Source organism: Streptomyces sp. WAC03905 (assembly GCF_057371075.1).
Window position 1 is genome coordinate 3,444,749 of record NZ_JBXYDZ010000003.1, and the last position, 26,076, is coordinate 3,470,824.

General features: G+C 71.1%; 33 protein-coding genes and 1 pseudogene. 12 read left to right on the forward strand and 22 right to left on the reverse strand.

Annotated elements, in window-relative coordinates; all coding sequences use genetic code 11:
* Positions 1-348: a GntR family transcriptional regulator gene (locus tag AC2RP6_RS17940; protein WP_486447102.1), complete on the reverse strand. Its 348-nt coding sequence runs from the start codon at positions 346-348 to the stop codon at positions 1-3.
* A gap of 157 nt (positions 349-505) precedes the next feature.
* Between AC2RP6_RS17940 and AC2RP6_RS17945 the strand changes: the two genes are divergently transcribed.
* The gene (locus tag AC2RP6_RS17945; RefSeq protein WP_486447103.1) at positions 506-1,129 is read left to right on the forward strand and encodes a hypothetical protein; all 624 of its coding nucleotides are present in this window, start codon (positions 506-508) and stop codon (positions 1,127-1,129) included.
* Positions 1,130-1,133: 4 nt separating this feature from the next.
* Here the strand turns inward: AC2RP6_RS17945 and AC2RP6_RS17950 are convergent.
* The 3 genes and pseudogenes from AC2RP6_RS17950 to AC2RP6_RS17960 form a co-directional block, all read right to left on the reverse strand.
* A pseudogene (locus AC2RP6_RS17950) lies at positions 1,134-1,607 on the reverse strand (class I SAM-dependent methyltransferase); the annotation flags it as partial.
* Between the two features lie 19 nt (positions 1,608-1,626).
* On the reverse strand, positions 1,627-2,373 hold the full coding sequence (locus AC2RP6_RS17955; RefSeq protein WP_486447104.1) for a helix-turn-helix domain-containing protein: 747 nt from the start codon (positions 2,371-2,373) through the stop codon (positions 1,627-1,629).
* A 325-nt stretch (positions 2,374-2,698) separates the two neighbouring features.
* Positions 2,699-3,115, reverse strand: a complete 417-nt coding sequence (locus tag AC2RP6_RS17960) for an ATP-binding protein (RefSeq protein ID WP_486447105.1) — start codon at positions 3,113-3,115, stop codon at positions 2,699-2,701.
* Positions 3,116-3,271: 156 nt separating this feature from the next.
* Between AC2RP6_RS17960 and AC2RP6_RS17965 the strand changes: the two genes are divergently transcribed.
* The 7 genes from AC2RP6_RS17965 (at position 3,272) to AC2RP6_RS17995 (ending at position 7,052) form a co-directional block, all read left to right on the forward strand.
* Positions 3,272-4,132 (forward strand): helix-turn-helix domain-containing protein, encoded by an 861-nt coding sequence (locus AC2RP6_RS17965; protein WP_486447106.1) that lies wholly within the window; start codon positions 3,272-3,274, stop codon positions 4,130-4,132.
* The gene (locus AC2RP6_RS17970) at positions 4,129-4,311 is read left to right on the forward strand and encodes a DUF397 domain-containing protein (RefSeq protein WP_486447107.1); all 183 of its coding nucleotides are present in this window, start codon (positions 4,129-4,131) and stop codon (positions 4,309-4,311) included. Before AC2RP6_RS17965 ends, AC2RP6_RS17970 begins: the two co-directional genes overlap by 4 nt.
* Positions 4,312-4,332: 21 nt before the next feature.
* A complete protein-coding gene (locus tag AC2RP6_RS17975) occupies positions 4,333-4,524 on the forward strand; it encodes a DUF397 domain-containing protein (RefSeq protein ID WP_486447108.1) in 192 nt (63 codons plus the stop codon).
* 62 nt (positions 4,525-4,586) lie between these two features.
* Complete coding sequence (locus AC2RP6_RS17980; protein WP_486447109.1) at positions 4,587-5,036, forward strand: hypothetical protein; 450 nt, start codon at positions 4,587-4,589, stop codon at positions 5,034-5,036.
* Positions 5,033-6,424 carry a hypothetical protein gene (locus AC2RP6_RS17985; protein WP_486447110.1) on the forward strand — a complete coding sequence of 464 codons (1,392 nt, stop codon included), beginning with the start codon at positions 5,033-5,035 and terminating at the stop codon, positions 6,422-6,424. Before AC2RP6_RS17980 ends, AC2RP6_RS17985 begins: the two co-directional genes overlap by 4 nt.
* Positions 6,421-6,741, forward strand: a complete 321-nt coding sequence (locus tag AC2RP6_RS17990) for a hypothetical protein (RefSeq protein WP_486447111.1) — start codon at positions 6,421-6,423, stop codon at positions 6,739-6,741. Before AC2RP6_RS17985 ends, AC2RP6_RS17990 begins: the two co-directional genes overlap by 4 nt.
* A complete protein-coding gene (locus tag AC2RP6_RS17995) occupies positions 6,714-7,052 on the forward strand; it encodes a hypothetical protein (protein WP_486447112.1) in 339 nt (112 codons plus the stop codon). Before AC2RP6_RS17990 ends, AC2RP6_RS17995 begins: the two co-directional genes overlap by 28 nt.
* Before the next feature lie 88 nt (positions 7,053-7,140).
* Here AC2RP6_RS17995 and AC2RP6_RS18000 read toward each other — a convergent pair whose 3' ends face one another.
* From AC2RP6_RS18000 to AC2RP6_RS18020, 5 genes are all read right to left on the reverse strand, one after another.
* Positions 7,141-8,481 (reverse strand): dicarboxylate/amino acid:cation symporter, encoded by a 1,341-nt coding sequence (locus AC2RP6_RS18000; protein ID WP_486447113.1) that lies wholly within the window; start codon positions 8,479-8,481, stop codon positions 7,141-7,143.
* Between the two features lie 420 nt (positions 8,482-8,901).
* Positions 8,902-9,174: a DUF4229 domain-containing protein gene (locus AC2RP6_RS18005; RefSeq protein WP_486450367.1), complete on the reverse strand. Its 273-nt coding sequence runs from the start codon at positions 9,172-9,174 to the stop codon at positions 8,902-8,904.
* Between the two features lie 217 nt (positions 9,175-9,391).
* A complete protein-coding gene (locus AC2RP6_RS18010; protein WP_486447114.1) occupies positions 9,392-9,916 on the reverse strand; it encodes a GNAT family N-acetyltransferase in 525 nt (174 codons plus the stop codon).
* 108 nt (positions 9,917-10,024) lie between these two features.
* On the reverse strand, positions 10,025-11,188 hold the full coding sequence (gene mqnE / locus AC2RP6_RS18015; RefSeq protein ID WP_486447115.1) for an aminofutalosine synthase MqnE: 1,164 nt from the start codon (positions 11,186-11,188) through the stop codon (positions 10,025-10,027).
* Between the two features lie 64 nt (positions 11,189-11,252).
* Positions 11,253-11,708 carry an Lrp/AsnC family transcriptional regulator gene (locus AC2RP6_RS18020; RefSeq protein WP_361591278.1) on the reverse strand — a complete coding sequence of 152 codons (456 nt, stop codon included), beginning with the start codon at positions 11,706-11,708 and terminating at the stop codon, positions 11,253-11,255.
* Positions 11,709-11,830: 122 nt separating this feature from the next.
* On the opposite strand from AC2RP6_RS18020, the gene AC2RP6_RS18025 reads away from it, so the two are divergent.
* Positions 11,831-11,965 carry a hypothetical protein gene (locus AC2RP6_RS18025; protein WP_486450586.1) on the forward strand — a complete coding sequence of 45 codons (135 nt, stop codon included), beginning with the start codon at positions 11,831-11,833 and terminating at the stop codon, positions 11,963-11,965.
* On the opposite strand, the gene AC2RP6_RS18030 is transcribed toward AC2RP6_RS18025, so the two are convergent.
* Positions 11,962-12,651: a UbiX family flavin prenyltransferase gene (locus AC2RP6_RS18030; RefSeq protein WP_486447116.1), complete on the reverse strand. Its 690-nt coding sequence runs from the start codon at positions 12,649-12,651 to the stop codon at positions 11,962-11,964. The two genes, AC2RP6_RS18025 and AC2RP6_RS18030, sit on opposite strands and share 4 nt — an antisense overlap.
* Positions 12,652-12,737: 86 nt before the next feature.
* Here AC2RP6_RS18030 and AC2RP6_RS18035 point away from each other — a divergent pair, with 86 nt between their 5' ends.
* Positions 12,738-13,349 carry a rhomboid family intramembrane serine protease gene (locus tag AC2RP6_RS18035; RefSeq protein ID WP_486447117.1) on the forward strand — a complete coding sequence of 204 codons (612 nt, stop codon included), beginning with the start codon at positions 12,738-12,740 and terminating at the stop codon, positions 13,347-13,349.
* Between the two features lie 52 nt (positions 13,350-13,401).
* On the opposite strand, the gene mqnP is transcribed toward AC2RP6_RS18035, so the two are convergent.
* The 3 genes from mqnP to AC2RP6_RS18050 are packed head-to-tail and all read right to left on the reverse strand — an operon-like array spanning position 13,402 to position 16,276.
* Positions 13,402-14,325: a menaquinone biosynthesis prenyltransferase MqnP gene (gene mqnP, locus AC2RP6_RS18040; protein ID WP_486447118.1), complete on the reverse strand. Its 924-nt coding sequence runs from the start codon at positions 14,323-14,325 to the stop codon at positions 13,402-13,404.
* Positions 14,322-14,822, reverse strand: coding sequence for a hypothetical protein (locus tag AC2RP6_RS18045; protein ID WP_486447119.1), 501 nt, complete (start codon positions 14,820-14,822; stop codon positions 14,322-14,324). Before AC2RP6_RS18045 ends, mqnP begins: the two co-directional genes overlap by 4 nt.
* Positions 14,819-16,276 (reverse strand): menaquinone biosynthesis decarboxylase, encoded by a 1,458-nt coding sequence (locus AC2RP6_RS18050; RefSeq protein WP_486447120.1) that lies wholly within the window; start codon positions 16,274-16,276, stop codon positions 14,819-14,821. The genes AC2RP6_RS18045 and AC2RP6_RS18050 overlap by 4 nt, the downstream gene beginning before the upstream one ends.
* A 90-nt stretch (positions 16,277-16,366) precedes the next feature.
* Here AC2RP6_RS18050 and AC2RP6_RS18055 point away from each other — a divergent pair, with 90 nt between their 5' ends.
* The gene (locus tag AC2RP6_RS18055) at positions 16,367-16,690 is read left to right on the forward strand and encodes a PLD nuclease N-terminal domain-containing protein (protein ID WP_486447121.1); all 324 of its coding nucleotides are present in this window, start codon (positions 16,367-16,369) and stop codon (positions 16,688-16,690) included.
* A 40-nt stretch (positions 16,691-16,730) separates the two neighbouring features.
* Here AC2RP6_RS18055 and AC2RP6_RS18060 read toward each other — a convergent pair whose 3' ends face one another.
* On the reverse strand, positions 16,731-17,102 hold the full coding sequence (locus tag AC2RP6_RS18060) for a cupin domain-containing protein (RefSeq protein ID WP_486447122.1): 372 nt from the start codon (positions 17,100-17,102) through the stop codon (positions 16,731-16,733).
* A 102-nt stretch (positions 17,103-17,204) separates the two neighbouring features.
* On the opposite strand from AC2RP6_RS18060, the gene AC2RP6_RS18065 reads away from it, so the two are divergent.
* On the forward strand, positions 17,205-17,672 hold the full coding sequence (locus AC2RP6_RS18065) for a MarR family winged helix-turn-helix transcriptional regulator (protein WP_486450368.1): 468 nt from the start codon (positions 17,205-17,207) through the stop codon (positions 17,670-17,672).
* A 40-nt stretch (positions 17,673-17,712) separates the two neighbouring features.
* Here AC2RP6_RS18065 and AC2RP6_RS18070 read toward each other — a convergent pair whose 3' ends face one another.
* The 8 genes from AC2RP6_RS18070 to hemL form a co-directional block, all read right to left on the reverse strand.
* Entirely contained in the window at positions 17,713-18,228 is a 516-nt protein-coding gene (locus AC2RP6_RS18070) for an SRPBCC domain-containing protein (RefSeq protein ID WP_486447123.1), read from the reverse strand.
* Positions 18,229-18,253: 25 nt separating this feature from the next.
* Positions 18,254-19,336 carry a c-type cytochrome biogenesis protein CcsB gene (gene ccsB / locus AC2RP6_RS18075; protein ID WP_486447124.1) on the reverse strand — a complete coding sequence of 361 codons (1,083 nt, stop codon included), beginning with the start codon at positions 19,334-19,336 and terminating at the stop codon, positions 18,254-18,256.
* A complete protein-coding gene (gene resB, locus AC2RP6_RS18080) occupies positions 19,333-21,081 on the reverse strand; it encodes a cytochrome c biogenesis protein ResB (protein WP_486447125.1) in 1,749 nt (582 codons plus the stop codon). The genes ccsB and resB overlap by 4 nt, the downstream gene beginning before the upstream one ends.
* A gap of 13 nt (positions 21,082-21,094) precedes the next feature.
* Complete coding sequence (locus AC2RP6_RS18085; RefSeq protein ID WP_486447126.1) at positions 21,095-21,868, reverse strand: cytochrome c biogenesis CcdA family protein; 774 nt, start codon at positions 21,866-21,868, stop codon at positions 21,095-21,097.
* A gap of 4 nt (positions 21,869-21,872) precedes the next feature.
* Positions 21,873-22,499: a TlpA family protein disulfide reductase gene (locus AC2RP6_RS18090; RefSeq protein ID WP_486447127.1), complete on the reverse strand. Its 627-nt coding sequence runs from the start codon at positions 22,497-22,499 to the stop codon at positions 21,873-21,875.
* Positions 22,500-22,585: 86 nt separating this feature from the next.
* Positions 22,586-23,821: a polysaccharide deacetylase family protein gene (locus AC2RP6_RS18095; RefSeq protein WP_486447128.1), complete on the reverse strand. Its 1,236-nt coding sequence runs from the start codon at positions 23,819-23,821 to the stop codon at positions 22,586-22,588.
* A 189-nt stretch (positions 23,822-24,010) separates the two neighbouring features.
* On the reverse strand, positions 24,011-24,709 hold the full coding sequence (locus AC2RP6_RS18100; RefSeq protein WP_486447129.1) for a histidine phosphatase family protein: 699 nt from the start codon (positions 24,707-24,709) through the stop codon (positions 24,011-24,013).
* On the reverse strand, positions 24,706-26,028 hold the full coding sequence (gene hemL, locus AC2RP6_RS18105; RefSeq protein ID WP_486447130.1) for a glutamate-1-semialdehyde 2,1-aminomutase: 1,323 nt from the start codon (positions 26,026-26,028) through the stop codon (positions 24,706-24,708). The genes AC2RP6_RS18100 and hemL overlap by 4 nt, the downstream gene beginning before the upstream one ends.
* Between the last annotated feature and the right edge of the window lie 48 nt (positions 26,029-26,076).

The window sequence follows — 26,076 nt, forward strand, 5'->3', positions numbered from 1 at the left end:
TCACGGCACCCCCCTGATCATCTCGATGAGATCGGCCTTCCCGTAGCCCAGGAGGGCCCCGTCCGCCACCAGTTCGCGTACGCGCTCCAGCAGCTCGGAGCGGCGGTCCGCGCCACCGGCCACGGTCACCCCGCGTCCGCGCCGGAACTCCAGCAACCCTTCGTCGCGCAGGGCCCGCAGGCCGCGCAGGACGGTGTTGGTGTTGACCCCCAGCGCCTGCGCGAGGTCCCGGGCGGGCGGCAGCCGGTCCCCGGGCCCGCACTCGCCCTCGGCGATGGCCCGCCGCACGGCTCCGGCGACCTGCTCGTGCAGGGGGCGGTGGTCAGCGATGTTCAGCCTCAGCAACATGGTGCCATTGAAGCTATCACCATCATCATCAACTACTCAACGGCAGGCAACTCGGTACCAGTTGGGCGGAGGGCGCCATGGCGCCGCGAACTGCGGCGATGCCGTGCGAGACTCCTGCGACCGACCACGGAGGAAGAGACACCGCATGCGCACCGCCATGACCGCAACCAACTGGGCCGCAGCGGCCGTCGTCGGCGCGATACTCGTCACCGGATGCGGAGGCGGCGCCGTGCAGCCGGGCGCGGCGGCACCCGCCGCACCCTCCGCCCCCACCCCGGCGCCGACGACCTACGGCAAGGCGGGCGTACGGGCCGACATTGCGGCGGCCACCGAGGCCGCCGGCCTTCCCGGGGAGACGACCCCCCTGTCCCCGACACCCACGGCCCCACCCGCGGCCCCACCCGCGCACGACCCTGCCGACCCGCCTGCGACCGACAAGGAGCGGGCCAGGGAAGAGGTGGTGGCACGGATGGCGGTCTGCAGTGTCGGCTGGTCGGCCGCCGACGGCCCGGGCTCCGCGCAGGACGGCGCCGAGGTGCGCAAGCGGTTCCGCGACGCCCTCGCCGGACTCGCGGAACGCGGCTGGAAGGAGTCCCGCCCGGTCGAGGAGGTCCCGGTCGGCAGGGACACGATGCTCATGGCCCAGTACAAGAAGCAGGGATGGACCCTCCACGCCCGCCACGTCGCATCGGGAGTGCTGGACATGGCCACGATGACGGCCACCGAGGACGCGTGCGCGAACGACTTCACCGACACCGAGCTGGACCTCCTGGAGGACTAGGAGGGGAGGACAAGAAGTAGTCGGGCCGGGGTTCCTTGAAGGTGTAGGGGGTGTCCACCGAGACGAGCAGCCGGCCGCCGGGCCGCAGCACGCGCCGCAACTCGGCCAGCGTCGGCCCCCAGTCCTCCAGGTAGTGCAGGACGAGCGACGCGATCACGTCATCGAACTGGCCGTCTACGAAAGGCAATCGGTCCCGCAGGTCGACGCGGTGCAGCTCCACGCTCTCCCCGAGCCGCCGCCCCGCCAGGGCCAGCATCGCGGCGCTGACGTCCACGCCGGTGACGACGGCACCGCGGTCGCGCAGTGCCTCGGCCAGCGGGCCCGCGCCGCAGCTGGCGTCCAGGATCCGGCGGCCGCTCACATCCCCGGCGAGCGCCAGCATCGCGGGCCGCTCGTAGTGGGCGTTGACGAGGCTGGTCTCGTTCTCCGCCGCGTACGCCTCGGCGAAGCCGTCGTAGCAGTTCGGTAAGGCGTCCATCGGCGCAGCCTACGCGGGCCTACGCGGCGACGGGCGGGCAGCTTCTGCAGCGGCCCGGGGTCGGGGCGCGGAAGGCGCGGTCGCAGCCGTCGCAGTTCTGGAGCGGGTCCGGACGACGCGCGGGCGGGCGGGCCGCCGGGGTCGGCGGAGCGGGCGGCAGGTGCATGGGGAGCAGGACGGTGAGGCGGTAGGCGAGCACGGACGCGGGGCAGCGCATGTCCTCGGGCAGGCCCGCCGACAGGACCCGCGCGACGGTCTCGGGGTCCACACCGCGTTCCAGCCAGGTCGACACGGAGGGCGCGAGCCGTCGTACGTCGCGTTCGGCCAGGAGGAGCCGCGGGTCGTAGCGCCGCAGTCCGGCGAGCAGGTCGGCAGCGCCGGGGTGCAGCGGCTGCGCTTCGGGAGCCTCCGCGGCCTCCGACTCGGCAGCCGGCTCCGGCTCCGGCTGCGGTACGGGCTGCTCGCCCGGCGGGGGCGGGGGCGGGCTCGGGGGCGGTCCGCCCGGGTCGGAGCCGCCCGGCTTGTTGTACGAGTACGTGCGGGTCACCACCCGCCCGCCCTCCAGCCGCTCGCGCCGCCGCTCCAAGTAGCCGTGCCGCTCCAGCTCCCGCAGGGCCGAGGCGATCCGCACCTCTCCCTCCGGGAAACGGCCGGTGAGGGCCTTGATGCCGACGGGGGCGCCGGTTGGCAGCGACTGGATGTAGGCCGCTACGCCGATCGCCGTCGCGGACAGCTCCCGGTGCTGGAGGAGGTGGTTGCCGACCACGGTGTAGTGACTCGCGTGCCGCGTGTTGACGTGGATGACACCGGATCGGGCGGTGCCGGAGGGAACTCGGGACGCGGCGCGCGAGGGCGCGCTAGGGTGCTGGGGAGCCATTGGGAAGCTGTTCTCTTCCTTGTTGGTCAGGCCCTCGGCCGGGATGCCAGTCCCACCGGGGGCCGTCTCATGTCTGGAGTTGTCGCGGCGAGCATATGCCCGCCAACCCACCCGAAATCCAGCCCAGTTGGCACCTTTCACCCGACCGAGCGACGCGGGCCGGGTTTGGTGGGTGGGTTGGTTCTTTCTCCCGGTTCTTTGGATCTTTATGCGTCTAAGCGCGCCGGATCGCGGACCCCCGTGACCCGGCGACCAGGCTGGTCAGGGACACCTCCGCCCACACCACCTTGCCGGGGAACGGCCCTTCCCTGACGCCCCAACGCTCCGCGAGCGCCTCGACGATGACCAGCCCGCGCCCCGCGTCGCGGATCCGCGGGACCCGGTCGCCGCGCGCGTCCGTCACCTCGATCAGCAGCGTCTCCGGGGTCGCGGTGAGGGCCAGCCGGAAGTCCCGGCCGGGTACGCGCCCGTGGGTCACGGCATTGGCGGCCAGCTCGGCCACGACCTGCGCGGGCTCGACCAGGGGCAGGCCCCAGCCGCGCAGTTGCTCGACCGTCAGAAGACGGGCGAGACGGGCGGCGCGCGTGGTCGCGGACAGTTGGACCTGGAAGTCGACGAGTTGAGGAATCACGTCACTCAGCGTGTCCGTCCGTGCGTACCGTGGGAAGCGGCACCGCCCGTACGTCCCGGGACTGTCCGGAGCTTGTCCGGAGCCGTCCCGACTGTCCGGACCGAGTTGGCGGGTACGGGGCGCTGAGGACATCGGTTCGTCGGAGGCGGGAGCGCAATGAGCGTGGACAGCAGTGACGGTTCGGAAGAGTCCGGCTGGGACGTCGACCCGGAGGACGAACAGGGCGCGGCGGTGGTGGCGGCGTTGGGCCGCCAGCTCAAGGCGTGGCGGGTGTCGGCCGGCATGCGGGCCGCCGACTTCGGGGCGGCCATCCAGTACGGGGAGGACCAGGTCCGCAAAGTGGAGGCGGGCAAGCGGATCCCCCGCCCCGAGTATCTGGACAAGGCGGATGAAGCACTGAACGCAGGCGGCAAGATCGCCGCCATGAAGGCCGACCTGGAACAGGTTCGGTACCCGAAAAAGGTTCGGGACCTGGTGAAGCTGGAAGGTCGAGCGGTCGAACTGGCGGCCTACGGCAACCACAACATCCATGGCTTGTTGCAGACGGACGACTATGCGCGTGCCCTGTTCGAAATGTGGCAGCCTCCGCAGACGATGGAAGAGGTCGAACGCGGTTTGGCCGCACGCATGGCGCGACGGTCGATCTTCGAGCGGAGCCCAGCGCCCGCTCTGTGCTTCGTCCAGGAAGAGGTGACCCTGCGACGCCGCATCGGGGGGACAATGGTGATGCGTGGCCAGCTCGAACGCCTGCTGGAGATCGCCGAGCTGCGGCACGTCACGATCCAGGTCATGCCGACCCATCTCGAAGAGCACGCCGGAATGGGTGGGCTGATCCAACTGCTGAAATTCTCGGACGGATCCGCGGTGGGGCGTTCTGAAGGAGCGTTCAACGGCCGCCCCGTCTCAGACCCGAGGCAGGTCCGGATCCTTGAGCAATGCCATGCCATGATCCGGTCCCAGGCTCTCACGCCACGGGAGTCCATCGCATTCATCGAGCAAGTGCTGGGAGAGACATGATCCACGCGTCCGAGCCGGAGTGGTTCAAGAGCAGCTACAGCGACAGCGGCGACATCAACGACTGCGTCGAGGTGGCCGCCACCCCCGGCGCCGTCCTGGTCCGCGACTCCAAGGACACCGCGCGCACCCACCTGAGCTTCGCTCCGGACGCGTGGGCCGGATTCGTGGCCCACACCTGACGACGCCGAAGGCAGGAGCAGATGACCGACAACCGCGGGCTCGACTGGTTCAAGAGCAGCTACAGCGACAGCAGCAACATCAACGACTGCGTCGAGGTGGCCAACACCCCCGGCGCCGTCCTGGTCCGCGACTCCAAGGACACCGCGCGCACCCACCTGGTCTTCGGCCGGTCGACCTGGGCCGGGTTCGTCGCACACGCGTCCGACGTCTGACGGAACCGGGCGCTCCCGTTGCGCGTCTCCCGATGAACGGTCGCCGACTATGCGGGGGATGGATGTCGTTCGACGCGGAATGGGCGCAGCACAAGGCCTCCGCCCGGTCGGCAACGACTCCGACACCGAGGCAGGCCCCGACGCCGGCCCCGGCGGCCGACGCGGGCGTCGGCGGACCCGCCGGGACCCTCGTGGCCGGTTCCCCCTCCATCAACGGCAACGCGAACCTCCTGATCGAGATCGCCGCGCTCCTGCACGAGGGCCGCCCCGACGGTGACGCGAGCACCATGACCCGGACCCCCCGCGCGCACCCCGAGGTGGCCGAACAGGCGCTGCGCTTCGCGGCGTTCGCCGACGACCAGTACAAGGACACCGTCGCCCTCTTCGCCGCCTTGGCCACCCGTCTGAAGACCACCGGAACCGCCTTCGCCCGCGTGGACGACGACACCGCCCGGTCCTTTCTCTCCGCGCTCCTCTCCTCCGGGCGGTACGTTCCGCCGGAGTGCAAGTGAGCAGCGGGCTCAGCCACCGCGAGGACGTCGCGTTCCTCGACGGGTGCAGTCCGCCCCTCATCGAGCGGAACGCCGCCGAGTTCCGCCGCCTGCGCGACCTCCTCGTACAGGTCGGCGAACCGGTCCGGCGCGCGGAGACCCGTACCGAGTGGGAGAGCGAAGGCAGCCACACGTACACCGCGCGCCTCACCGAGGCACGGCTGCTGGTGGACCGGATGGCGGAGGGGTACGACAAGGCCGCCAGCGCCCTGAACGCCTATGCCGCCGCCGTCACCACGGCCCGGTCCCACTACCGCAACGGCAGGCACACCGAGCGGGCGCTCGCCGCGCTCATCGCCACCAAGGGCACGGCGGTCACCGGAGCCGCGCGGGCCGCGGAGCCGATGCGGCGGTGGGAGGACATGCGCGCCACGACCGGTTTCCTGGACTTCCTGGCCGAGGCCGCCCTGGACGTCGACGACATCCGGGAGGAGGCGGACCGGCTGCACGACGCGGCGGGCGGCAGCTTCCACCTGGCGAAGACGGTCGAGGAGGAGGCCCGCGCCACGTGCGTCCACGCCCTGAAGCAGGCGTACGAGCTGTTGCCCGAGTTCAGGGTGCCGGGCGGCGGCGCCCGACCGGACCTGTACGCGGCGATGGCGGACATCCGGCGGGAGGCCGCGGAGGCCGCCGGCTCCCCGCTGACGCACCTGCCCGGCAGCGGGCCGAAGCGGGAGACGGCCCCGCCGCCCGGCGGCGACGCGATGTCGCCCGCGCTGCGGGACATCCGGATGCGGATCGCCTCCTTGCCGCCGGCGGACGACAGTTACTGGGACCCGCCGGGCGACGACGAGGAGCGGGCGCGCTGGATCTCCCACAACAAGGAGGTGCTCCGGGCCGCCGCACGGCACTCCGGTCTGCCCGAGGAGCTCGTCGCGGGCATCGCCTGGAAGGAGATCGGCGGCCAGTACGGCTTCACCGACGACCTCACCGACACCCTGCGCGGCGCGGCCGAGCGGCCGCTGAGCCCGGTGGCGGCGCGGGACCTCCCCTGGCGGCTGGGCGGGGCGCCCGACGAGACCTCCTTCGGCCCGATCGCGATCCAGCTGCGCCGGGGCGCCGAGGTGCTGGGCTACGATCCGGCGCACCTGACGGACGCCCAGCGGGACCTGGTGGAGGAGTCGTTGCAGGACCCGCAGCAGAATGCGTTCATCGCCGCGGGCTTCCTGGCCGTGATCAAGGCCGAGGCCGGGTACGGCGACGTGCCCGCCGCGGAGCTGACCGACGCCCAGATGCGGGAGATCGCCGCCCGCTACAACGGCGGCCCGTACTGGCAGTCGGGCAAGGCCCAGGACTACGGCGATGACTTCGGCGACGCTCTCGGCAAGGTGAAGGACGCGATGCGATGACAGACGGCCACGGGACGACCGTCCCGGCCGGGGACCGTCGGTGGGTGCGCTGGACGTTCGGGCTGCCGCTCGCCCTCGTGCACGCCCTGAACGCCGTTCTCGTCCACGCCGCCGTGGCCCGCGGCCCGCAGGCCGCATGGGACCACCAGGGTTACGAGGGGACGGCGGCGGCCGTCTTCCTGTCCCTCTGCCTGAGCCTGACCGGGGTCCTGGTCACGCTCGTCCCGCCCGTCCGCAAGGCGCTGGGCCCGTGGTGGTTCGCGCCGCCGCTCGTTCTGGGGGTGATCGCGTGGGTTCGTATCGGGACGCTCGGCTGAGGCTGCCCCGCGAGGACGTCGACCTGCCCGAGGACCGCGGCTGCCTGCGCGGGGTGCTCGGCATCCCGCTCGTGGTGCTGTACGTCCCCGCGGTGTACGCGTGCTACCTCGCCCTGGCGATGCGCCCGGCCTCGCCGCACGACCAGGTGCGCGAGGACGTCCGCTTCCTGGGCGGCTTCTCGGTCGTCCTGTGCCTGCTCGGCCTGCTGATCACGATCACACCTCTCTACCGCCGCACGCTGGGCCGCTGGTGGTTCGCGACCCCCGTCCTGATCGCAACGCTCGCCTACGTCCGCACCCGAACGGTCTGAGGCCCGCCGCCCCGCGGGCCGGTTCCCGTGCCGGACGCCGCAGCCCCCGCCCGGACGGGGGCGGGGGCTGCGGCGGGTGCGGGGGGGCTCAGGCGGTCGCGGGGGCCGGCTGCGGCGTGGCGTCGATGACGGCCGGGGCGGCTGCGGGCTCGTCCAGCGGGGAGCCGGAGGCCGTCGCGTAGGCCTCCTTGTCCAGGATGCCCTCGCGGGCCGAGACGATGACCGGCACCAGGGCCTGGCCCGCGACGTTCGTGGCGGTCCGCATCATGTCGAGGATCGGGTCGATCGCCATCAGCAGGCCGACGCCCGCGAGGGGCAGGCCCAGGGTGGAGAGGGTCAGCGTCAGCATGACGGTCGCGCCGGTCAGGCCGGCCGTGGCGGCGGAGCCGATGACCGAGACGAAGACGATGAGCAGGTACTCCTTGATGCCCAGCTGCACGTCGAAGATCTGCGCGATGAAGATCGCGGCGAGGGCCGGGTAGATCGCGGCGCAGCCGTCCATCTTGGTGGTGGCGCCGAACGGGACGGCGAAGGAGGCGTACTCCTTCGGGACGCCGAGGCGTTCGGTGACCTTCTGGGTGACGGGCATGGTGCCGACGGAGGAGCGGGAGACGAAGGCCAGCTGGATGGCGGGCCAGGCACCCTTGAAGAACTGGATGGGGTTGACCTTGGCGACCGTCGCGAGCAGCAGCGGGTAGACGCCGAACAGCACGAGGGCGCAGCCGATGTAGATGTCGGCGGTGAAGGTGGCGTACTTGCCGATGAGGTCCCAGCCGTAGGTGGCGATCGCGGTGCCGATGAGACCGACGGTGCCGATCGGGGCGAGGCGGATGACCCACCACAGGGCCTTCTGGAGGAGCTCCAGGGCGGATTCGGCGAGGTCGAGGACCGGCTTGGCCTTGGCGCCGAGCTGGAGGGCGGCGATGCCGGCGACGACGGCCAGGAAGACGATCTGGAGGACCTTCAGCTCGGTGAACGGCGTGACGATGTCGGTGGGCACGATGCCGGTCAGGAAGTCGATCCAGGAGCCGGTCTTCTTCGGGTCCTTGCCGTCGGCGGCGGTCAGGCCGGTGCCCGCGCCGGGGTCGGTCAGCAGGCCGAGGCCGATGCCGATGCCGACCGCGATCAGCGAGGTGATCATGAACCAGAGGAGGGTGCGGGACGCGAGGCGCGCCGCGTTGTTCACCTTCCGCAGGTTGGTGATCGACACCAGGATCGCGAAGAAGACGAGCGGGGCGATGGCCAGCTTGAGGAGCTGGACGAAGATGTCGCCGGTCTTCTCCAGGGTGGTGGCGAGCCAGCTGACGTCCTGGCTGCGGGCTATCCACCCGAAGAGGACGCCGAGGGCCAGACCGGTGACGATCTGGGCCCAGAACGGGAACTTGAACGAGGTTTTGGCAGGGGCCTGCGGGGTCGCGGACACGGACACTCTCCGGAGGTGGCGCACGAAGTGAGGGGGTGGTTCTGCGTGGTGTTGCGGTGCGGCAGCAGCCAGGAAGGGCCGGCCGGGACCGCTGCTGTATCGATTCAGCTCAACAGCAACAGGCCGCGGACGCGCGGCGGCAGAGGTCGACGTGCAGGCGCGACACGAGCGGGACGCTCGTGGTCATCGGGTGCGCAGCTGTGGTCGACATGTTGAACACGCTAACACTCCTCCTTTGGGAAACTCAAAGGGGCCCTTTGAGACAGCGGCGCACGGGACCCTCTTGCGCGGGCCCGGAGAACGCCGAAGCCCCAGCGCTGCGGGCGGCGACCCGGTGCTGGGGCGGTGAGGTGTGCGGCTCGGCGTGCGGCTCGGCGTGCCGTTCGGTGTGTGACGAATCCAACGGGTACGGGGCGTACCCGGACGTTACGACCCGACGCGCGCGGCGTCGTCCGCCTGGTCCTCCCGGCTGCGGTTGGCGGCGAGCCTGTCCTTCGCGCCCGCGACCCGGCCGGAGATCTGCGCGGACATCTCGTCGCGCTGCTTGCGCAGGAGGATGAAGGAGAGCGGGGCGGAGAGGACGAGGGCGAGCAGCACGACCCAGGCGCCGTTGGCATCGCCGAGTCCGGAGGGCACCCAGCCGAGGCGGACGAGGACGGCGACGACGGCGAGGCAGCCGACGAAGATGCCCAGGCGCATCGCGGTGTATCGGATCGTTGCGCTCGGCTTGAGGGACACGGTGACCCCTTCTCTCTCGTCGTGGCGGTCGCGGTCGGTGCGCCGTGCTGCGCACGTGCCCGTCCAGTGAAGCACGCCGGGGCCCGGCCGCGGCCCGCCGGGGGTGCGGAGGCGGCACACCCCCGGCCCCGGTGCACCCCCCACCGCCGCGCCCCGCCCACCACCGGCACGGCGGCCGTCAGTACAGCGGCAGCAGCATCGTGATGTCGTCGCGGTCGTCGCCGGGGGCCACCCGGACGGCGCCGGGGACGCGGCCGACCTCCTTGTAGCCGCAGGAGGCGTAGAAGTGCTCCAGGCCGAGGCCGCCGCGACAGGTGAGGCGGACCGCGTCGATGCCCTCGACCGAGCGGGCGGCGGCCTCGGTCGCGGCCATGAGTTCGCGGCCGAGGCCCTTGCCCTGGTGGCGCGGATGGACCATCACCGTGTAGGCCCACAGCCAGTGCCGTTGGAGGCGGTGCGCGTTGTGGGTGAGGAAGGAGGTGGCGGCGACGGCGCCGTCGGCGTCGTGCCCGACGAGCAGTCGGCAGGTCCCGTCGGCGACGGCGGCCAGGTGCTTGTCGAGCGCGGGGCGGACGTCGTCGTGGGTGACCGGCGGTACGAAGCCCACGGCGCCGCCCGCGTTGGAGACGTCCGTCCAGAGCTCGATGATTCCATCACGCAGGGAGGGTCCGACGACCGGATCCAGGGTGAAAGTAAGGGTCATTTTGCGATTTTAACCATTACCCCATCCGCTCGTCCAGAAAAAGCTAAACCCCGGCCCATGGGCCGGGGTTAACTCGCCGGGAGCGGCTGTGGCGCGGGGCGGACGCGCTCAGACGCGCATCGCCTGCGGGGTCTCGCGCAGGGCCGCGTCCGGGCCGGGGTACTCGCGGATGATCTCGTAGCGCGTGTTGCGCTCGACCGGACGGAAACCGGCCTCCCGGATCAGCTCCAGCAGGTCCTCACGGCCCAGCTTGTTCGGGGTGCCGTAGTTGTCCGCGTCGTGCGTGATCTTGTACTCGACGACCGAGCCGTCCATGTCGTCCGCGCCGTGCTGGAGCGCGAGCTGGGCGGTCTGCACGCCGTGCATCACCCAGAAGACCTTCACGTGCGGCACGTTGTCGAAGAGCAGTCGCGAGACGGCGAAGGTCTTCAGCGCCTCGGCGCCGGTGGCCATCGTCGTGCGCGCCTGGAGCTTGTTGCGCACCTTGCCGTCCTGCATGTCCACGAAGTCGTGCTGGTAGCGCAGCGGGATGAAGACCTGGAAGCCGCCGGTCTCGTCCTGGAGCTCACGCAGCCGCAGCACGTGGTCCACGCGGTGACGCGGCTCCTCGATGTGCCCGTAGAGCATGGTCGAGGGGGTCTTGAGACCCTTCTCGTGCGCCAGGCGGTGGATGCGCGACCAGTCCTCCCAGTGGGTGCGGTGGTCGACGATGTGCTGGCGGACCTCCCAGTCGAAGATCTCCGCGCCGCCGCCGGTGAGCGACTCCAGGCCGGCCTCGATCAGCTCGTCGAGGATGTCGGAGGCCGACATCCCCGAGATCGTCTCGAAGTGGTGGATCTCGGTCGCCGTGAACGCCTTCAGCGAGACGTTCGGCAGCGCCTTCTTCAGCTCGGAGAGCGAGCGCGGGTAGTAGCGCCACGGCAGGTTCGGGTGCAGCCCGTTGACGATGTGCAGCTCGGTGAGGTTGTCGTTCTCCATGGCCTTGGCCAGGCGCACGGCTTCCTCGATGCGCATCGTGTACGCGTCCTTCTCGCCCGGCTTGCGCTGGAACGAGCAGTACGCGCACGACGCGGTGCACACGTTCGTCATGTTGAGGTGGCGGTTGACGTTGAAGTGGACGACGTCGCCGTTCTTGCGCGTGCGCACCTCGTGGGCGAGGCCACCGAGCCAGGCCAGGTCGTCCGACTCGTAGAGGGCGATGCCGTCCTCACGGGTCAGCCGCTCGCCGGAGCGGACCTTCTCCTCCAGCTCACGCTTGAGCCCAGCGTCCATGTACCGGTCGCCTCCTCTAGATGCCTCTGTCTGCCTGTGCTGCAAACCCTCCCCAACCGTACTCTCAGGCTTCCTCGGGCAGCTCCCCGACCCGGTTCTCCCACTTCGTGGAGAGCACGATGGTGGTGCGGGTGCGCGAGACGCCCTTGGTGCCGGAGAGCTTGCGGATGATCCTCTCCAGGCCGTCCACGTCGCTGGCGCGCACCTTGAGCATGTAGGAGTCGTCGCCGGCGATGAACCAGCAGTCCTCGATCTCCGCGAGGTCGCGCAGCCGGCGGGCCACGTCCTCGTGGTCGGCGGCGTCGGAGAGGGAGATGCCGATCAGCGCGGTGACGCCGAGGCCGAGCGAGGCCGAGTCGACCGTCGCGCGGTAGCCGGTGATGACGCCGGCCGTCTCCAGACGGTTGATGCGGTCGGTGACGCTGGGGCCGGAGAGGCCCACGAGACGGCCCAGCTCCGCGTACGAGGCACGACCGTTCTCCCGGAGTGCCTGGATGAGCTGCCTGTCCACCGTGTCCATTACGTGGAGCCTTCCATTATTCGGCGATCCTGCAAGTCTAGGTATAGAATCTAAGGCACACAGGGTCAACACCCTGCGATTTCTTTCAGCAGATCAACGACGATCTTCAGGAGTGGAACACCGTGATCACGATCGAGATGGCGCACGCACACATGCGACAGCTCCAGGAGCTGGCCAACCGATCCCGTGCCCACCAGCCCGCCGCGGCCGCCCGCGTCGACAAGGCCCGCAAGCCGCTGGGCCGCAAGAAGGCCTAGCCACCGTTCGCCTCCCGGGGGGAGCGGGAGCCTCCCAGCTCCCCCTCCCAGCGGCGGTACAGCCGGTGCGGCACCCCTGCCGCGTCCAGCACCCGCCCGGCGACGAAGTCCACCAGATCCTGGATGTGCGTCGCCCCCGCGTAGAACGCCGGAGAGGCGGGCAGCACGACCGCGCCCGCCTCGTCCAGCGCCACCAGATGCTTCAGCGTCTGCCCGTTCAGCGGGGTCTCCCGCACCGCGACCACCAGCCGGCGCCGCTCCTTGAGCGTCACGCTCGCCACGCGCTGGAGCAGGTCCTTCGACAGCCCGAGCGCCACCCCCGCCACGCACGCCGTGGACGCGGGGACGATCAGCATCCCCTTGACCCGGTACGAGCCCGAGCTCGGGCCCGCGGCCAGGTCCCCGGCACCCCAGTACCGGACGTCCGCGTCCTCCCCGAGGCCCTCGAAGGTCCCCGGTTTCCCGTCGGCGCCGCGTGCCAGCCACTCCGCGAGGTCGTCGCGCCAGTGCGCGTCGCGGAAGGCGATCCCCGTCTCGTCCAGCAGGGTGAGGCGCGATGCCCGGCTCACGACCAGGTCGACGCTCTCCCCCGCGGCGAGCAGGCCGCGGAGCACCGCCGCCGCGTACGGCGTCCCGGACGCTCCGGAAACCCCGACCACCCACGGGGTGCGATTGCGCTCTGTCATACCTCCGAGACTATCCGGCCATGCCGGGCGGGCACTCAGTAAGGTGACCGGACGTTCCCGTGAGGGGAGCCGCGAAGGGGGCGAAGATGAGCACGACGGTGGATACCGGCTGGTCGCAGACCGAGCGGGCCAAGGCCGCGGCCAAGCTGATGCTGGGCTGGGTGGCCCTGCTCTGGGTGCTGGAGGCCGTCGACCACGCCACCGGGCACGCCCTCGACCAGTACGGGATCGTCGCCCGCGACCCCGACAGCCTCCCCGGCGTCGTCTCCGCGGCCTTCCTCCACTTCGGCTTCGACCACGTCGCGTCCAACAGCGTCCCGCTGCTGGTCCTCGGGTTCATCGCCGCCCTGTCCGGGATCCGCCGGTTCCTGGCCGTGTGCGGCCTGATCCTGCTGGCCGACGGCCTCGGCACCTGGCTGATATCCCCGTCCGGGACCATGACGCTGGGTGCCTCCGGCGTCGTCTTCGGGCTCTTCGGCTACCTGCTCGTGCGGGGCTTCGTCGAGCGCAGGGCGCTGGGCGTCGCGGTGGCCGTGGGCGTCGCCGCCGTCTGGGGCACCACGATCGTCTCCGGGATCCTCCCGACGGACTCGGGCGTCAGCTGGCAGGGCCACCTGTGCGGTCTGGTGGCGGGCATCGTGACGGCCCTGTACTTCCGCCGCCCGGCGCCCCGCCGGCCGGCCGCCCTCACCGGCTGACGACGGCGGGGACCCCGGACACGGCCGGGGGGTGCGGCCAGGGGGTGTCCCCCTAGACGGTCAGGCCGCGGGCCACGAGGTCGGCCAGGGCGCACACGAAGAGCGCGATGCCGATGAAGCCGTTGACGGTGAAGAAGGCCCGGTTCAGGCGGGACAGGTCGTGCGGCGTCACGATCGTGTGCTCGTACACGAAGGCGGCGGCGACGACCGCCAGGCCGACCCAGAACAGCGGGCCCGCGTCCGTGGCGAGCGCGTACCAGGCCAGCAGGGCCGTGGTCACGACGTGCGCGCCGCGCGCCCCCCAGAGGGCGGCCGGGACGCCGAAGCGGGCCGGGACGGACCTGACCCCCTCCGCACGGTCGGCGGCGACGTCCTGGCAGGCGAAGATGAGGTCGAAGCCGCCGATCCACACGCCGACCGCCAGACCGAGGACCACCGCGTCCCAGGACCATTCACCGGTGATCGCCAGCCAGGCCCCGACCGGGCCCATCGCCTGGGCCAGCCCCAGGATGGCGTGCGGGAAGTTCGTGAACCGCTTGCCGTACGGGTAGACCACCATCGGGACGACGGCGACCGGTGCCAGCGCCAGGCACAGCGGGTTCAGCAGGGCCGCCGACCCGAGGAAGACCACGAGTGCGATCGCGGCGCCGGTCCAGGCCGAGCGGACCGACACCGCGCCGGTGACCAGTTCACGCCCCGCGGTCCGCGGATTGCGGGCGTCGATCTCGCGGTCGATGATCCGGTTCGCGGCCATGGCGAAGGTGCGCAGGCCCACCATGCAGACGGTGACCAGCAGCAGCTTGCCCCAGTGCACGGTCCGGTCGAGCTGGAACATGGCGGTCAGCGCCGCGATGTAGGCGAAGGGCAGCGCGAAGACCGAGTGCTCGATCATCACCAGCCGCAGGAAGGCCTTCACCTTGTTGGCGGCCTCCGGCGCGGGACCCTGCCCGACCACTCCGTCGGCGGTGGTCATCATGCGAGGCTCCGGCGGAAGGAGGCGATCTCGTCGCGGAGTTCCGCGGCGGGCAGGGTGCCCAGTTCGAGGTCCAGCGGGCTGCTCTCCCCCGCCGGTACGTCACCGCCGGCCGGCGGAACGACCCGGGCGGTCAGGGCGACGCGGTCGTCACCGGCGGACTCGACGGTGACGGTCAGGGCGCCGTCGGACAGCTCCAGTTCGGCGCCGCCACCGGTGCCGGTGCCGGACAGGGCGGCCAGCAGTTCCTCGGTGAAGACCGCCACGTCCCCGTCGGACAGGTCGGCCAGGTCGAAGGTGCGGCCCTCGCCGTCCTGGCGGTCCGCCATCACCTGCCAGACGTCGGACGGACCGGCGAACTCCTCCGGGGTCACGCCGGCCTGCTCGGCGGCCGACCGCAGCCCGGGGTCGTTCACGTCGAGCTCCGGGCGCACCAGGGCCACGCACGGCGTGCCGTCGCCGAGGAACAGGGCGGGGCCGCCCACCACGATCGGGCTCACAGGCCGTACTCCTTCCAGCGGCGGTCCACCAGGGCCGCCGTCGCCGGGTCGGACTCCACCATGTCGGGCCAGCCGCCGTCGCGGGTGTAGCCCTCCTCGGGCAGCTTCTTCGTCGCGTCGATGCCCGCCTTGCCGCCCCAGAACTGCTGGTAGGAGGCGTGGTCGAGGTGGTCCACCGGGCCCTCGACGACCGTGAGGTCGCGGGAGTAGTCCGTGTTGCCGAGGGCCCGCCAGGACACCTCGTGCAGGTCGTGGACGTCGCAGTCCTTGTCCACCACGATGATCAGCTTGGTCAGCGACATCATGTGGGCGCCCCAGATGGCGTGCATGACCTTCTGCGCGTGCTTGGGGTACTTCTTGTCGATCGAGACGATCGCGCAGTTGTGGAAGCCGCCGGACTCGGGCAGGTGGTAGTCCACGATGTCCGGGACGATGATCTTCAGCAGGGGCAGGAAGAACCGCTCCGTCGCGCGGCCCAGCGGGCCGTCCTCGGTCGGGGGGCGGCCCACCACGATCGACTGCAGCAGCGGGCGCTTGCGCATCGTGATGCAGTCGATCTTCAGGGCCGGGAACGGCTCCTGCGGGGTGTAGAAACCGGTGTGGTCGCCGAAGGGGCCCTCGGGAAGCATTTCCCCGGGCTCCAGCCAGCCCTCGACGACGACCTCGGCGTGGGCGGGGACCTGCAGCGGGACCGTCTTGCAGTCGACCATTTCGATCCGCTTGCCCGCGACGAAGCCGGCGAAGAGGTACTCGTCGATGTCGCCCGGCAGCGGCGCGGTGGACGCGTAGGTGACGGCGGGCGGGCAGCCGAAGGCGATCGCGACCGGCAGCCGCTCACCCCGGGCGGCGGCGACGGCGTAGTGGTTGCGGCTGTCCTTGTGGATCTGCCAGTGCATGCCGATGGTGCGCTTGTCGTGGCGCTGCAGCCGGTAGAGGCCGAGGTTGCGCACGCCGGTCTCGGGGTGCTTGGTGTGGGTCAGGCCGAGGTTGAAGAAGGAGCCGCCGTCCTTGGGCCAGGTGAAGAGGGCCGGCAGCAGGTCCAGGTCGACGTCGTCGCCGGTGAGGACGACCTCGTGGACGGGCGCGGAGTCGCCCTTCACCTTCTTCGGGGGCACGTGGACCATCGAGCCGAGCTTGCCGAAGGCCTCGCGGACCCCGATGAAGCCCTGCGGCAGCTCGGGCTTGAGCAGGCCGCCGATCTTCTCGCTGATCTCTGCGTAGGACTTCAGGCCGAGGGCCTTCAGGAGGCGGCGGTCGGTGCCGAAGACGTTCATGGCCAGCGGCATCGCCGAGCCCTTGACGTTCTCGAAGAGCAGCGCGGGACCGCCCGCCTTGTTCACTCTGTCGACGATCTCCCCGACCTCCAGGTACGGGTCGACTTCGGCCTTGATGCGCTTGAGGTCGCCCTCTCGCTCCAGAGCCCGGAGCAGCGAGCGGAGATCGTCGTAAGCCATAGGGGCCAGTATCCGTCACCAACTACGCTGGGGGCGTCACCGGGGCCCCCTGCGGGCCCGCCGTCACTGCCCGGGAGTCGGTCCCACACCGTGCTGCGCTATCTGCCGTTCCTGCTGATCATCGCGCTGACCATCTACGCCTTCATCGACTGCCTGAACACGCCGGAGGAGGAGGTCAAGCACCTGCCCAAGGCGATGTGGGTGCTCATCATCCTGCTCTTCTCCATCGTGGGGCCGGTGGTGTGGCTGTTCGCGGGCAAGAAGCGGGTGGCCTCCGGCGGCGGGCGCGGTCCCCGGGGCCGCGGCCAGTGGGTGGCGCCCGACGACAACCCGGAGTTCCTGAAGTCCCTGCGCGAGGAGCAGGAGAACAAGGACCGCGACAAGGACCGGGACAAGGACAAGGACGCCGACTAGGCAGTCCCGGTCCGCGCCCCCGGGCGGGGGCGCGGACGTTTCAGCGGGCCCACGGGAGGGTGCGGGGCTCTGACTCGCCCGTGACCGTCACCTCGCCGTCCGCGCGCATCGCGACGTGGGCCCGGAAGGTCTCGGCGGCGTGGATCCGGCGCGGTACGTCCGCGGGCAGGACCAGGGTCTGGCCGGTGGTGACCTTCTCGGTGCGGCCGTCGCAGGTGACCTCCAGGCAGCCGGCGGTCAGGGTCCAGACCTGCTCGCGGCTGACGGCGTGCTCGGGACCGGTGGCGCCGGCGGGCATGTCGACGTGCCAGGTGGACAGCTCGGAGCTGCCGCGGCTGGGGGCGGCGAACGCGGTCATGGTGGCGTTCGGGGTGGTGGTGACGTGGTCGGGCGAAGCGGTGATGACGTGCATGACGATCCCCAGTTCCTCTGACGTATCGAGTAAAGGTGCTTTACTCGCAATGAGTAAAGCACCTTTACTCGTGCGTGTCACCATGTTTCCGTGAGAGACGACATGACGTGGAACGGGCCCGGCGAGGGCGTCGAGCTGACCTTCCTGCTCGGCCTCGGCTTCCAGCTGGTGCTGGGTGAGTTCACCCGGCGCCTGGCCGAGGTGGGGTACGCGGACCTGCGGCCCGTGCACGGCATGGCCTTCCAGGCGCTCAAGGGCGACGGCGCCACCGCCACCGAGCTCGCCGAGCGGCTCGGGGTGACCAAGCAGGCCGCCGGGCAGATCGTCGACGACCTGGAGCGGCGCGGTTACGTGCGCCGCGAGCCGCACCCGGAGGGCGGCCGCCGCAAGCTGGTCGTCCTGACCGCCGAGGCCCGCCGGCACCTCCACGTCGGGGGGCGGGTCCTGCACGAGCTGGAGGCGGAGCTCGACGGCAGCGCCGACATCGGCGCGCTGCGCCGGGAACTGTCCCGCGTGGTGCGCGCGCTCCACGGCGAGGAGGGGCTGCCGCCTCTGCGCCCGGTGTGGTGACCGCCCCGAGGCCCCCGCGGGCACCGGGGCGCCGGGCCCCTCAGGAGGCCCTGCGGGCGCTGGTGAAGGACGCGTAGGACTCGCGCAGCCGCGCCCAGCGGGTGTCCGTCCAGGCGGACCAGTCCGTGGGGCGTCCGGCCAGCGCGGCCTCCAGCAGTTCGAAGTGCTCGTGCCAGCCGGCCAGGCAGTCGAGGCGGTCCTCGTCGGACCCGCCGCGTTCGTTCACGAACCGGATGACCGTCGAGTCGGTGCCGACGGCCTCCAGGTGGAAGCGGATCCGTCCGTGCCCGCCGACGGTGTACTCGGCGACGCGCTCCACGTCCCAGGCCGAGACGTGGCCGCTCACCACCGACCCGGTGTTCAGCCAGCGCAGGGTGACGGCCCCGCCGAGGTGCCGCTCCAGGACGTCGGCCGCGGCCAGCCAGCCGCGCAGCCCGTCGGGCGTGGTCAGGGCGTGCCAGAGCACCTCGTAGGAGTACGGCAGGTGCAGCTCGAAGCGGAGCAGCCAGTGGTTCTCGCCGCGCCGTTCGCTGGTGGCATGGCTCACGAGGGACATGCCACCAGCGTCCCACTCCCGCCGGTCAGACGCCCGCGTACGAGTGCTTGCCGCTGAGCAGGATGTTCACGCCGTAGTAGTTCCAGATCCAGCAGGCGAAGGCGAAGAGCGCCAGGTAGGCGGCCTTGCGGCCCTTCCAGCCGGCGGTGGCGCGGGCGTGCAGGTAGGCGGCGTACGCCACCCAGGTCACGAAGGACCAGACCTCCTTGGGGTCCCAGCCCCAGTAGCGGCCCCAGGCGTCGCCGGCCCAGATCGCGCCCGCGATGATCGTGAAGGTCCACAGCGGGAAGACGGCCGCGTTGATGCGGTAGGAGAACTTGTCCAGCGAGGCCGCGGACGGCATCCGCTCCAGGATGGAGGTGGTGATCCGGCCGGGCTTGCCGCCACCGGCGAGCTTGCCCTCGTAGGCGTCGCGGAAGAGGTAGAGGACCGCGCCGGCCGCGCCCAGGTAGAAGACGGCGCCGCAGAAGATGGCGGTGGAGACGTGGATCCACAGCCAGTACGAGTGCAGGGCCGGGACCAGCTGGTCGCTGTCGGTGTAGAGCCAGGTGACGGCGATCCCGAGGTCCAGCAGGACGGTCGTGACCAGGATCAGGCCCATCCAGCGGACGTTCTTCTTCAGCGCCAGGAGCGCCAGGTACGCGCCGACGGCCACCGTGGAGAAGGTGATCGAGAACTCGTACATGTTGCCCCAGGGGGCCCGCTCGACCGACATCGCGCGGGCGACGACTCCGGCCGCCTCGACGAGGAAGGCGAGCGCGGTCAGCGAGACCGCGATCCGGCCGTACAGGTCGCCCTGCACGGTGCCGCCGGCGGCGCCGGGGCCGTCCGGGACGTCACGGGTGCCGGCGCCGGAGCGGGTGGTGACCTTCGGCCGGTCCAGGACCGCGGTGGCCCCGCCCTTGCCGCGGACCTGCACCGCCGGGGCCGGGGCGGCCTCGGTCCCGGTGAGCGCGGCGGCCGTGCGGGCCACCTTGCTGCGGCTGCCGAAGGTCCACTCGGCGATGTGCGCGAAGAAGGCGAGCGTGTAGACCGCCATCGACGAATAGATCAGGTAGTTGCTGATCTGAGCCAGGTTCTCGTTGGCTGCGGCTGCGAGCGGCGTCATCCGCGCTCTCCTTCAGGGGTTTCTTCGACTCGTGGTGCGTCCGGTGCGGTGGGCGCGCTCGGCGCCTGCTGGTGCAGCGTGGCGGCGAGGTCCGCCAGTTCCTCGGGGAGCCGGGCGGACTCGCTGCGGCCCAGGCCCGCCATCTCGACGACGGTGACGCCGTCCTTGCCGGTCACCGCGCGGACCCAGATCCGGCGGCGCTGGATGAACAGCGATCCGGCGAGGCCCGCGATGGCGGCGATCGCGCCCGCGAGGGCGAGGCCGCTGCCGGGCTGGTGGGTGACGGAGAAGGTGGCCCACCGCTCGATGCCCTCGAACTTCACGGTGCCCGCGCCGTTCGGCAGGGTCATCGTGTCGCCGGGCGCCAGCTTCTGCTTGAACTGCTGGCCCGACCCGTCCGTGAACGGCACCAGCTTGGTGGTGTCGAGCCGGTAGACGTTCTGCGGCAGGCCCGAGTCCACCCCGAGGCTGCCGTGGAAGGCGTTGAGCATGAGCTTGGGGTTCAGGGGGGCGGGGAACTGCGAGAACATCGTGCCCATGCCCTCGCCGGCGAAGGTCGGGACGAAGACGGCGTTGAAACCGAGCTGCTCGCTCTTGCCGTCCTTGTCCTTGTAGCCGTCGGTGACCTTGATCGCTCCGGTGGAGGTGAGGTTGCCGTCCTGCGGGAGGACCGGGACGGCGTCCTTGTAGATCACCTTCCCGGTGGGGTCGGTCACGGAGATGACGGGCGCGTAGCCGTGGCCGAGCAGGTAGATCTTGGACCCGTCGACCTCCAGGGGCTTGTTGACCTGGATCTCGCGCTTCTGCGGTGCGCCGTGCGCGCCGTCGCGGAAGGTGACGTACGCCTTGAAGTCGCGCGGGGTGCCCCGCTGCGGCCCGGACATCTCGTAGGTGGCGTCGAAACGGTCCAGCGTGAAGCTGAACGGCGGCAGGTCGTCCGGGTGGAAGAGCGTGCCGGGCTTGAAGTCGTCGTACTGGGTGAGGGTGTTGGAGAAGCCGCTGCCGCGCAGGACCAGCTTGCCGCCCTCGGACTTGAAGTACTGGCCCCAGGCGAAGGCCACCAGCATCACGATCAGCGCGACGTGGAAGATCAGGTTCCCGGCCTCGCGGAGGTAGCCCTTCTCCGCGGCGACGTGGTCGCCGCCCGCCTCGGTGCGGAAGCGGCGCTCCCCGAGGAGCGCCTTCGCGGACGCGAGGACCTCCTCGGGGGTCTTCCCGGTGCGCCAGGTGGTGTGGGCGGGCAGCCGGTCGAGGCGCTTGGGCGCGCCCGGCGGGCGGCCGCGGAGCTGGCCGACGAACTGCCAGGCGCGCGGGATGATGCAGCCGATCAGCGAGACGAACAGCAGCAGGTAGATCGCGGAGAACCACACCGAGCTGTAGACGTCGAAGAGCTGGAGCGCATCGGCGACGCCGACGAAGGACGGGTGGTCCTTCTTCCACTGGGCGACCTTGAGCGCGTCGACGTTGGTCTGCGGCACGAGGGAGCCGGGGATGGCGCCCAGCGACAGCAGGAAGAGCAGGATCAGCGCCACCCGCATGGAGGTGAGCTGCCGCCAGAACCAGCGGACCCAGCCGATCACGCCGATGCCGACGGGACCGCGGTCCTCGACGGGTGCGGTGGAGAGCTGGGCGCCCGCCTCGCCGAGGGAGGCGGAGTCGCCGGAGTCGGCGGCCCCGGCCGTGGGCCCGGCGGGCCCGGCGGGCTCGTGCGACGCCCCGGAGGACGCTTTGTCTGTCGTACTCATGTCCGTTAAGTCCTCAGATCCCCACCGTGAAGGTTTGGGTCCAGCTCTGCATGTCGCTGACGATGCTGTCCCACATTCCTGTGACGAGCAGCAGACCGGTCAGGATCAGCATGCCGCCGCCGATGCGCATCACCCACGCGTAGTGCTTCTTCACCCAGCCGAACGCGCCGAGCGCCTTGCGGAAGGCGATCGCGGCCAGGACGAAGGGCACGCCGAGGCCCAGGCAGTAGACCACGGTCAGCAGGGCGCCGCGGCCGGCGCTCGCCTGGTCGAGGGAGAGGGTGGTGACGGCGGCGAGGGTCGGGCCCATGCAGGGGGTCCAGCCGACGCCGAAGAGCACGCCGAGCAGCGGCGCGCCGAGCAGGCCCGCCGTCGGCTTCCGGTGGAAGCGGAACTCGCGCATCGTCAGACCCGGGATGGCCCCCATGAAGAAGAGGCCCATGAGGATCACCACACCGCCCAGGACGCGGGAGATGATCTCGTTGTTCTCCCGGAGGGTCTCGCCGAAGTACCCGAAGAGCGCGCCGGTGGAGACGAAGACGGCGGTGAAGCCGGCGATGAACAGGAGCGCGCCCGCCAGCATCCGCCCGCGGCGGGCCTCGGCGAGGTCGGCGCCGCTGACGCCGGTCACGTAGGAGAGGTAGCCGGGGACGAGCGGCAGTACGCAGGGGGAGAAGAAGGAGACGAGACCGGCGAGCAGCGCGATCGGCAGCGCGAGGAGCAGAGCGCCGTTCAGCACCGTCTCGTTGACACCGGTGGCCTCGGCGGCGAGGACGTACGGGACCACGAGGTCACTGCTCCGCGAGGACGGGGTCGATCATGGAGCGCAGCTGCTCCTCGCTGAGGGGGGCCAGGGTGCGCGCCGCGATCCTGCCTTCCCGGTCCAGGACGAGCGTGGACGGGATGGCGTTGGGGTTGAGGCTGCCCTTGGGGAAGCGCAGCAGCAGTTTGCCGTCCGGGTCGTAGAGGCTCGGGTAGGTGATCTGGAAGGTCTCCTCGAAGGAGGCGGCGTTCTGCTTGCTGTTGTCGCGGACGTTGACGCCCACGAAGACGACGTCCTTGCCGGCGTCGGCGAGTTCCTTGGAGACCTTCGCGAAGGACGGGGCCTCGGCTCGGCACGGCGGGCACCAGGAGCCCCACACGTTGAGGACGACGACCTTGCCCTTGAGGGCGGTGGTGTCGAGCGTCTTGCCGTCGACGGTCTCGCCGTCGAGCCCCGGGGCCTCGGTGCGCTCGCCCTTGGCGGCGGTGGAGACGCCCTTCGCGCCCGTGACGTAGTTCCCGCCGCTGCCGGTCGGCTTGCCGCTGTCCGACCCGGAGCACGCCGTGAGGGTGAGGGCGCCGGTGAGGGTCACCGCGGTCAGCAGGAGGGCGCGGCCGCCGGTCGAGCGGCGTCGGGGGGCGCGGCTAAGGCTCATGTGAAAAGTTTCGCATGAGCGGTTCCGCGATCTACCGCGCCCCCCGCCCCGCTGTCAATGCCCTGGTCAGAGGATGGTCACACGGCTCAGGCGGCCGTGAGGAACGTGTTCCAGCCGCCGGTGGGCGCCTGACCGGGGCCGAGAGTGCGCAGGCGGGCGAGTACCTGGGGGTTTTGGACCTCCAGCCAGTCGGTGAACTGCCGGAAGGATACGAGCCTTACATCCCTTTTGTCCGCCATGCCTTTGAGTGCCTCCTCGACCGCGTCCATGTAGATGCCGCCGTTCCACTCCTCGAAGTGGTTGCCGATGAAGAGGGGTGCGCGGTTGGTCTCGTAGGCCCGGCGGAAGCCACCGAGGTAGGTGGCGGTGGCCTGGGCGCGCCAGGCGGGGTAGTTGGCGGGCACGCCCTGCGTGGTGTGCTTCGACTGGTTGGCGAGGATGTTGTAGTCCATCGACAGCACCTCGAAGGAGTGCCCCGGGAAGGGCAGGGACTGCAGCGGCAGGTCCCAGACGCCCGACCGGCGCACGGGCCACACCTGGAGGCCGCCGGGCGAGCTGGAGTCGTAGCGCCAGCCCAGCTTCCGGGCGGTCGGCAGGAGGTTGTCCCGGCCCAGCAGGCAGGGGGTGCGGGAGCCGGTCAGCTCCTTGCGGTAGTCGAAGGGCAGCGGGTCCACGTCGGTGAAGCCGGTGTGGGTGCGCCAGTTCGTGACGAAGGACACGGCCTGGTCGATCTCGCTCTGCCAGTCCTCGGGGGTCCACCGGGCGACGGAGCCGGGGCCCCCGCAGAAGTGGCCGTTGAAGTGCGTCCCTATCTCGTGCCCGTCCAGCCACGCCTCGCGGACGTACTTCAGGGTGGCGCGGACGTTCTCGTCCTTCAGGTAGCCGATGTCCGAGGCGCCGACCGGGTTGTTGGGCGGCCGGTAGAGGCTCCGCCGGGACTCGGGCAGCAGGTAGAGGCCGGAGAGGAAGAAGGTCATGGCCGCGCCGTGGTCCTTGGCGAGCTTGAGGAAGCGCGGGAAGAGACCGTTGCCGATCTCCCCCGCGCCGTCCCAGCTGAAGACGACGAACTGCGGCGGCGTCTCGCCCGGCTGGAGCGGCACCGGCGGGCCGGGCTGGTGCGGCTGCGGGCCGGTGTCGGCGGTGGAGCCGTCACCGATGGGCCGGGCCGGGCGCTCCTCGCCGGACCCCGGGTCCTTCACGGGCCCGGGAGCGCCGGGACCGGACACGTCGGGCAGACCGCAGCCGGCGACTCCCATCGCGGCCGCGGCGCCAAGTCCCAGTCCCAGCAGCCCCCTCCGACTGACTCCCCTGCTGTCGCGCATGTCACCGTCCCGTCGTCGTCAACACGTCCAAGCCAAAGCCCATATAAACGGACAAGCTGACCGGACATGTGTGCTGACACGGTGATTCCCGCGCATCTTGTATTTAATGAGACAGGCTTGTAACGGCCCGTAACAGACCGTCGGACCAGACCCGGATCGGCTCCGAAGCCGATCCGGAGGGGACCTGGATCAGGCGCCGAACGCCTTGGACGCGCCCTTCACCGGCTTGGCACCGGCCAGCAGGTGCACCGGGACCAGGTCCCGGGCCGGCTCGCTGTAGCCCACCGACACGAGCGTGTCGCCCTGGAACGTGAAGGACGTCAGGGACGCGAGCGTGCACTGCCGGCGGCGCGGGTCGTGCCACAGCCGGCGCTTCTCCGCGAAGCTGCGCACGATCCAGATCGGCAGCTGGTGGCTGACCGCCACCGCCTCACGGCCACGGGCCGCGTCGCGCGCCGCCTCCAGCGCGCTCATCATCCGGACCACCTGCTCGACGTACGGCTCGCCCCAGGAGGGCTTGAACGGGTTCGTCAGGTGCTTCCAGTTGCCGGGCTTGCGCAGGGCGCCGTCGCCGACACCGAAGGTCTTGCCCTCGAAGACGTTCTCCGCCTCCAGCAGCCGCCCGTCCGTCGCCAGGTCCAGCCCGTGGGCCTTGGCGATCGGCTCGGCCGTCTCCTGCGCCCGCTCCAGCGGGGAGGACACCACGTAGGCGATGTCCCGGCTCTTGAGGTGCTCGGCGACCCGGTCCGCCATCCGGCGGCCCAGCTCGGAGAGGTGGTAGCCCTCGCGGCGCCCGTACAGGACCCCGTCCGGGTTGTGCACCTCGCCGTGGCGCACCAGGTGCACGACGGTGAGGTCGGACTGCTCGTCGCGGCCGACGTTGCTCATGCGGTGGCCTCCGCGGCGGCTCGGGCGGCGGCCGGCAGTGCCGCCGCGACGCGCTCGATCGCCTTGTCGTCGTGGGCGGTGGAGACGAACCAGGACTCGAAGGCGGACGGCGGCAGGTAGACGCCCTGCGCCAGCATCGAGTGGAAGAACGCGTTGAAGCGGAAGCTCTCCTGCTTCTTGGCGTCGTCGTAGTCGCGGACCACGTCCTGCGTGAAGAAGACGGAGAACATGTTGGACGCGGTCTGCAGGCGGTGCGCCACGCCCTCCTTCGCGAGCGCCCCGGTGACCAGCGACTGGATCTGCGCCGAGACGGCGTCGACCTTCTCGTACGCGGCCGCGTCGAGCAGGCGCAGCTGCGCGAGGCCGGCGGCGGTGGCGATGGGGTTCCCGGAGAGCGTGCCCGCCTGGTAGACGGGCCCGGCGGGGGCGAGGTGGCCCATGACGTCGGCACGGCCACCGAAGGCCGCGGCCGGGAAGCCGCCGCCCATGACCTTGCCGAAGGTCATCAGGTCGGGCCGGACCCCGTCGACGCCGTACCAGCCGGCCCGGGAGGTCCGGAAGCCGGTCATGACCTCGTCGGAGACGTAGAGCGCGCCGTTCTCGCGGCAGAGGTCCGCGAGCCCCTGGTTGAAGCCCTCGGCGGGGGTGACGACGCCCATGTTGCCGGGCGCGGCCTCGGTGATCACGCAGGCGATCTCGTCCGGGTGCGCGGCGAAGGCCGCCCGGACCGCTTCGAGGTCGTTGTAGGGGAGCACGATGGTGTCGCCGGCCTGCGCGCCCGTGACACCGGGGGTGTCGGGCAGCGCGAAGGTCGCGAGCCCGGAACCGGCGGCGGCGAGCAGCGCGTCCACGTGTCCGTGGTAGCAGCCGGCGAACTTCACGACCTTGGCGCGACCGGTGAAGCCGCGGGCCAGTCGGATCGCCGACATGGTCGCCTCGGTGCCGGAGGAGACGAGCCGCACCTGCTCCACGGGCTCGATGCGCGCCACGATCTCCTCGGCGAGCGCCACCTCGCCCTCACCGGGCGTGCCGAAGGAGGTACCGCGGGCGACGGCCGCCTGGACGGCCTCGATCACCTCGGGGTGGGAATGGCCGAGGATCATCGGCCCCCACGAGCAGACGAGGTCCACGTACTCGCGGCCGTCGGCATCGGTGAGGTACGGACCGGTGCCGGACACCATGAACCGGGGCGTACCGCCCACGGCACGGAAGGCGCGCACGGGAGAGTTCACGCCGCCGGGGGTCACGAGGGAGGCGCGCTCGAAGAGCGTCTGCGAAACTGGGGCTTCATACGGGTACGGGTAGCTCACACCAGCCATGGTCTCAGAGGCCGCGACAGACTTGCGGGCGGGCGTTTCACCGCGTCG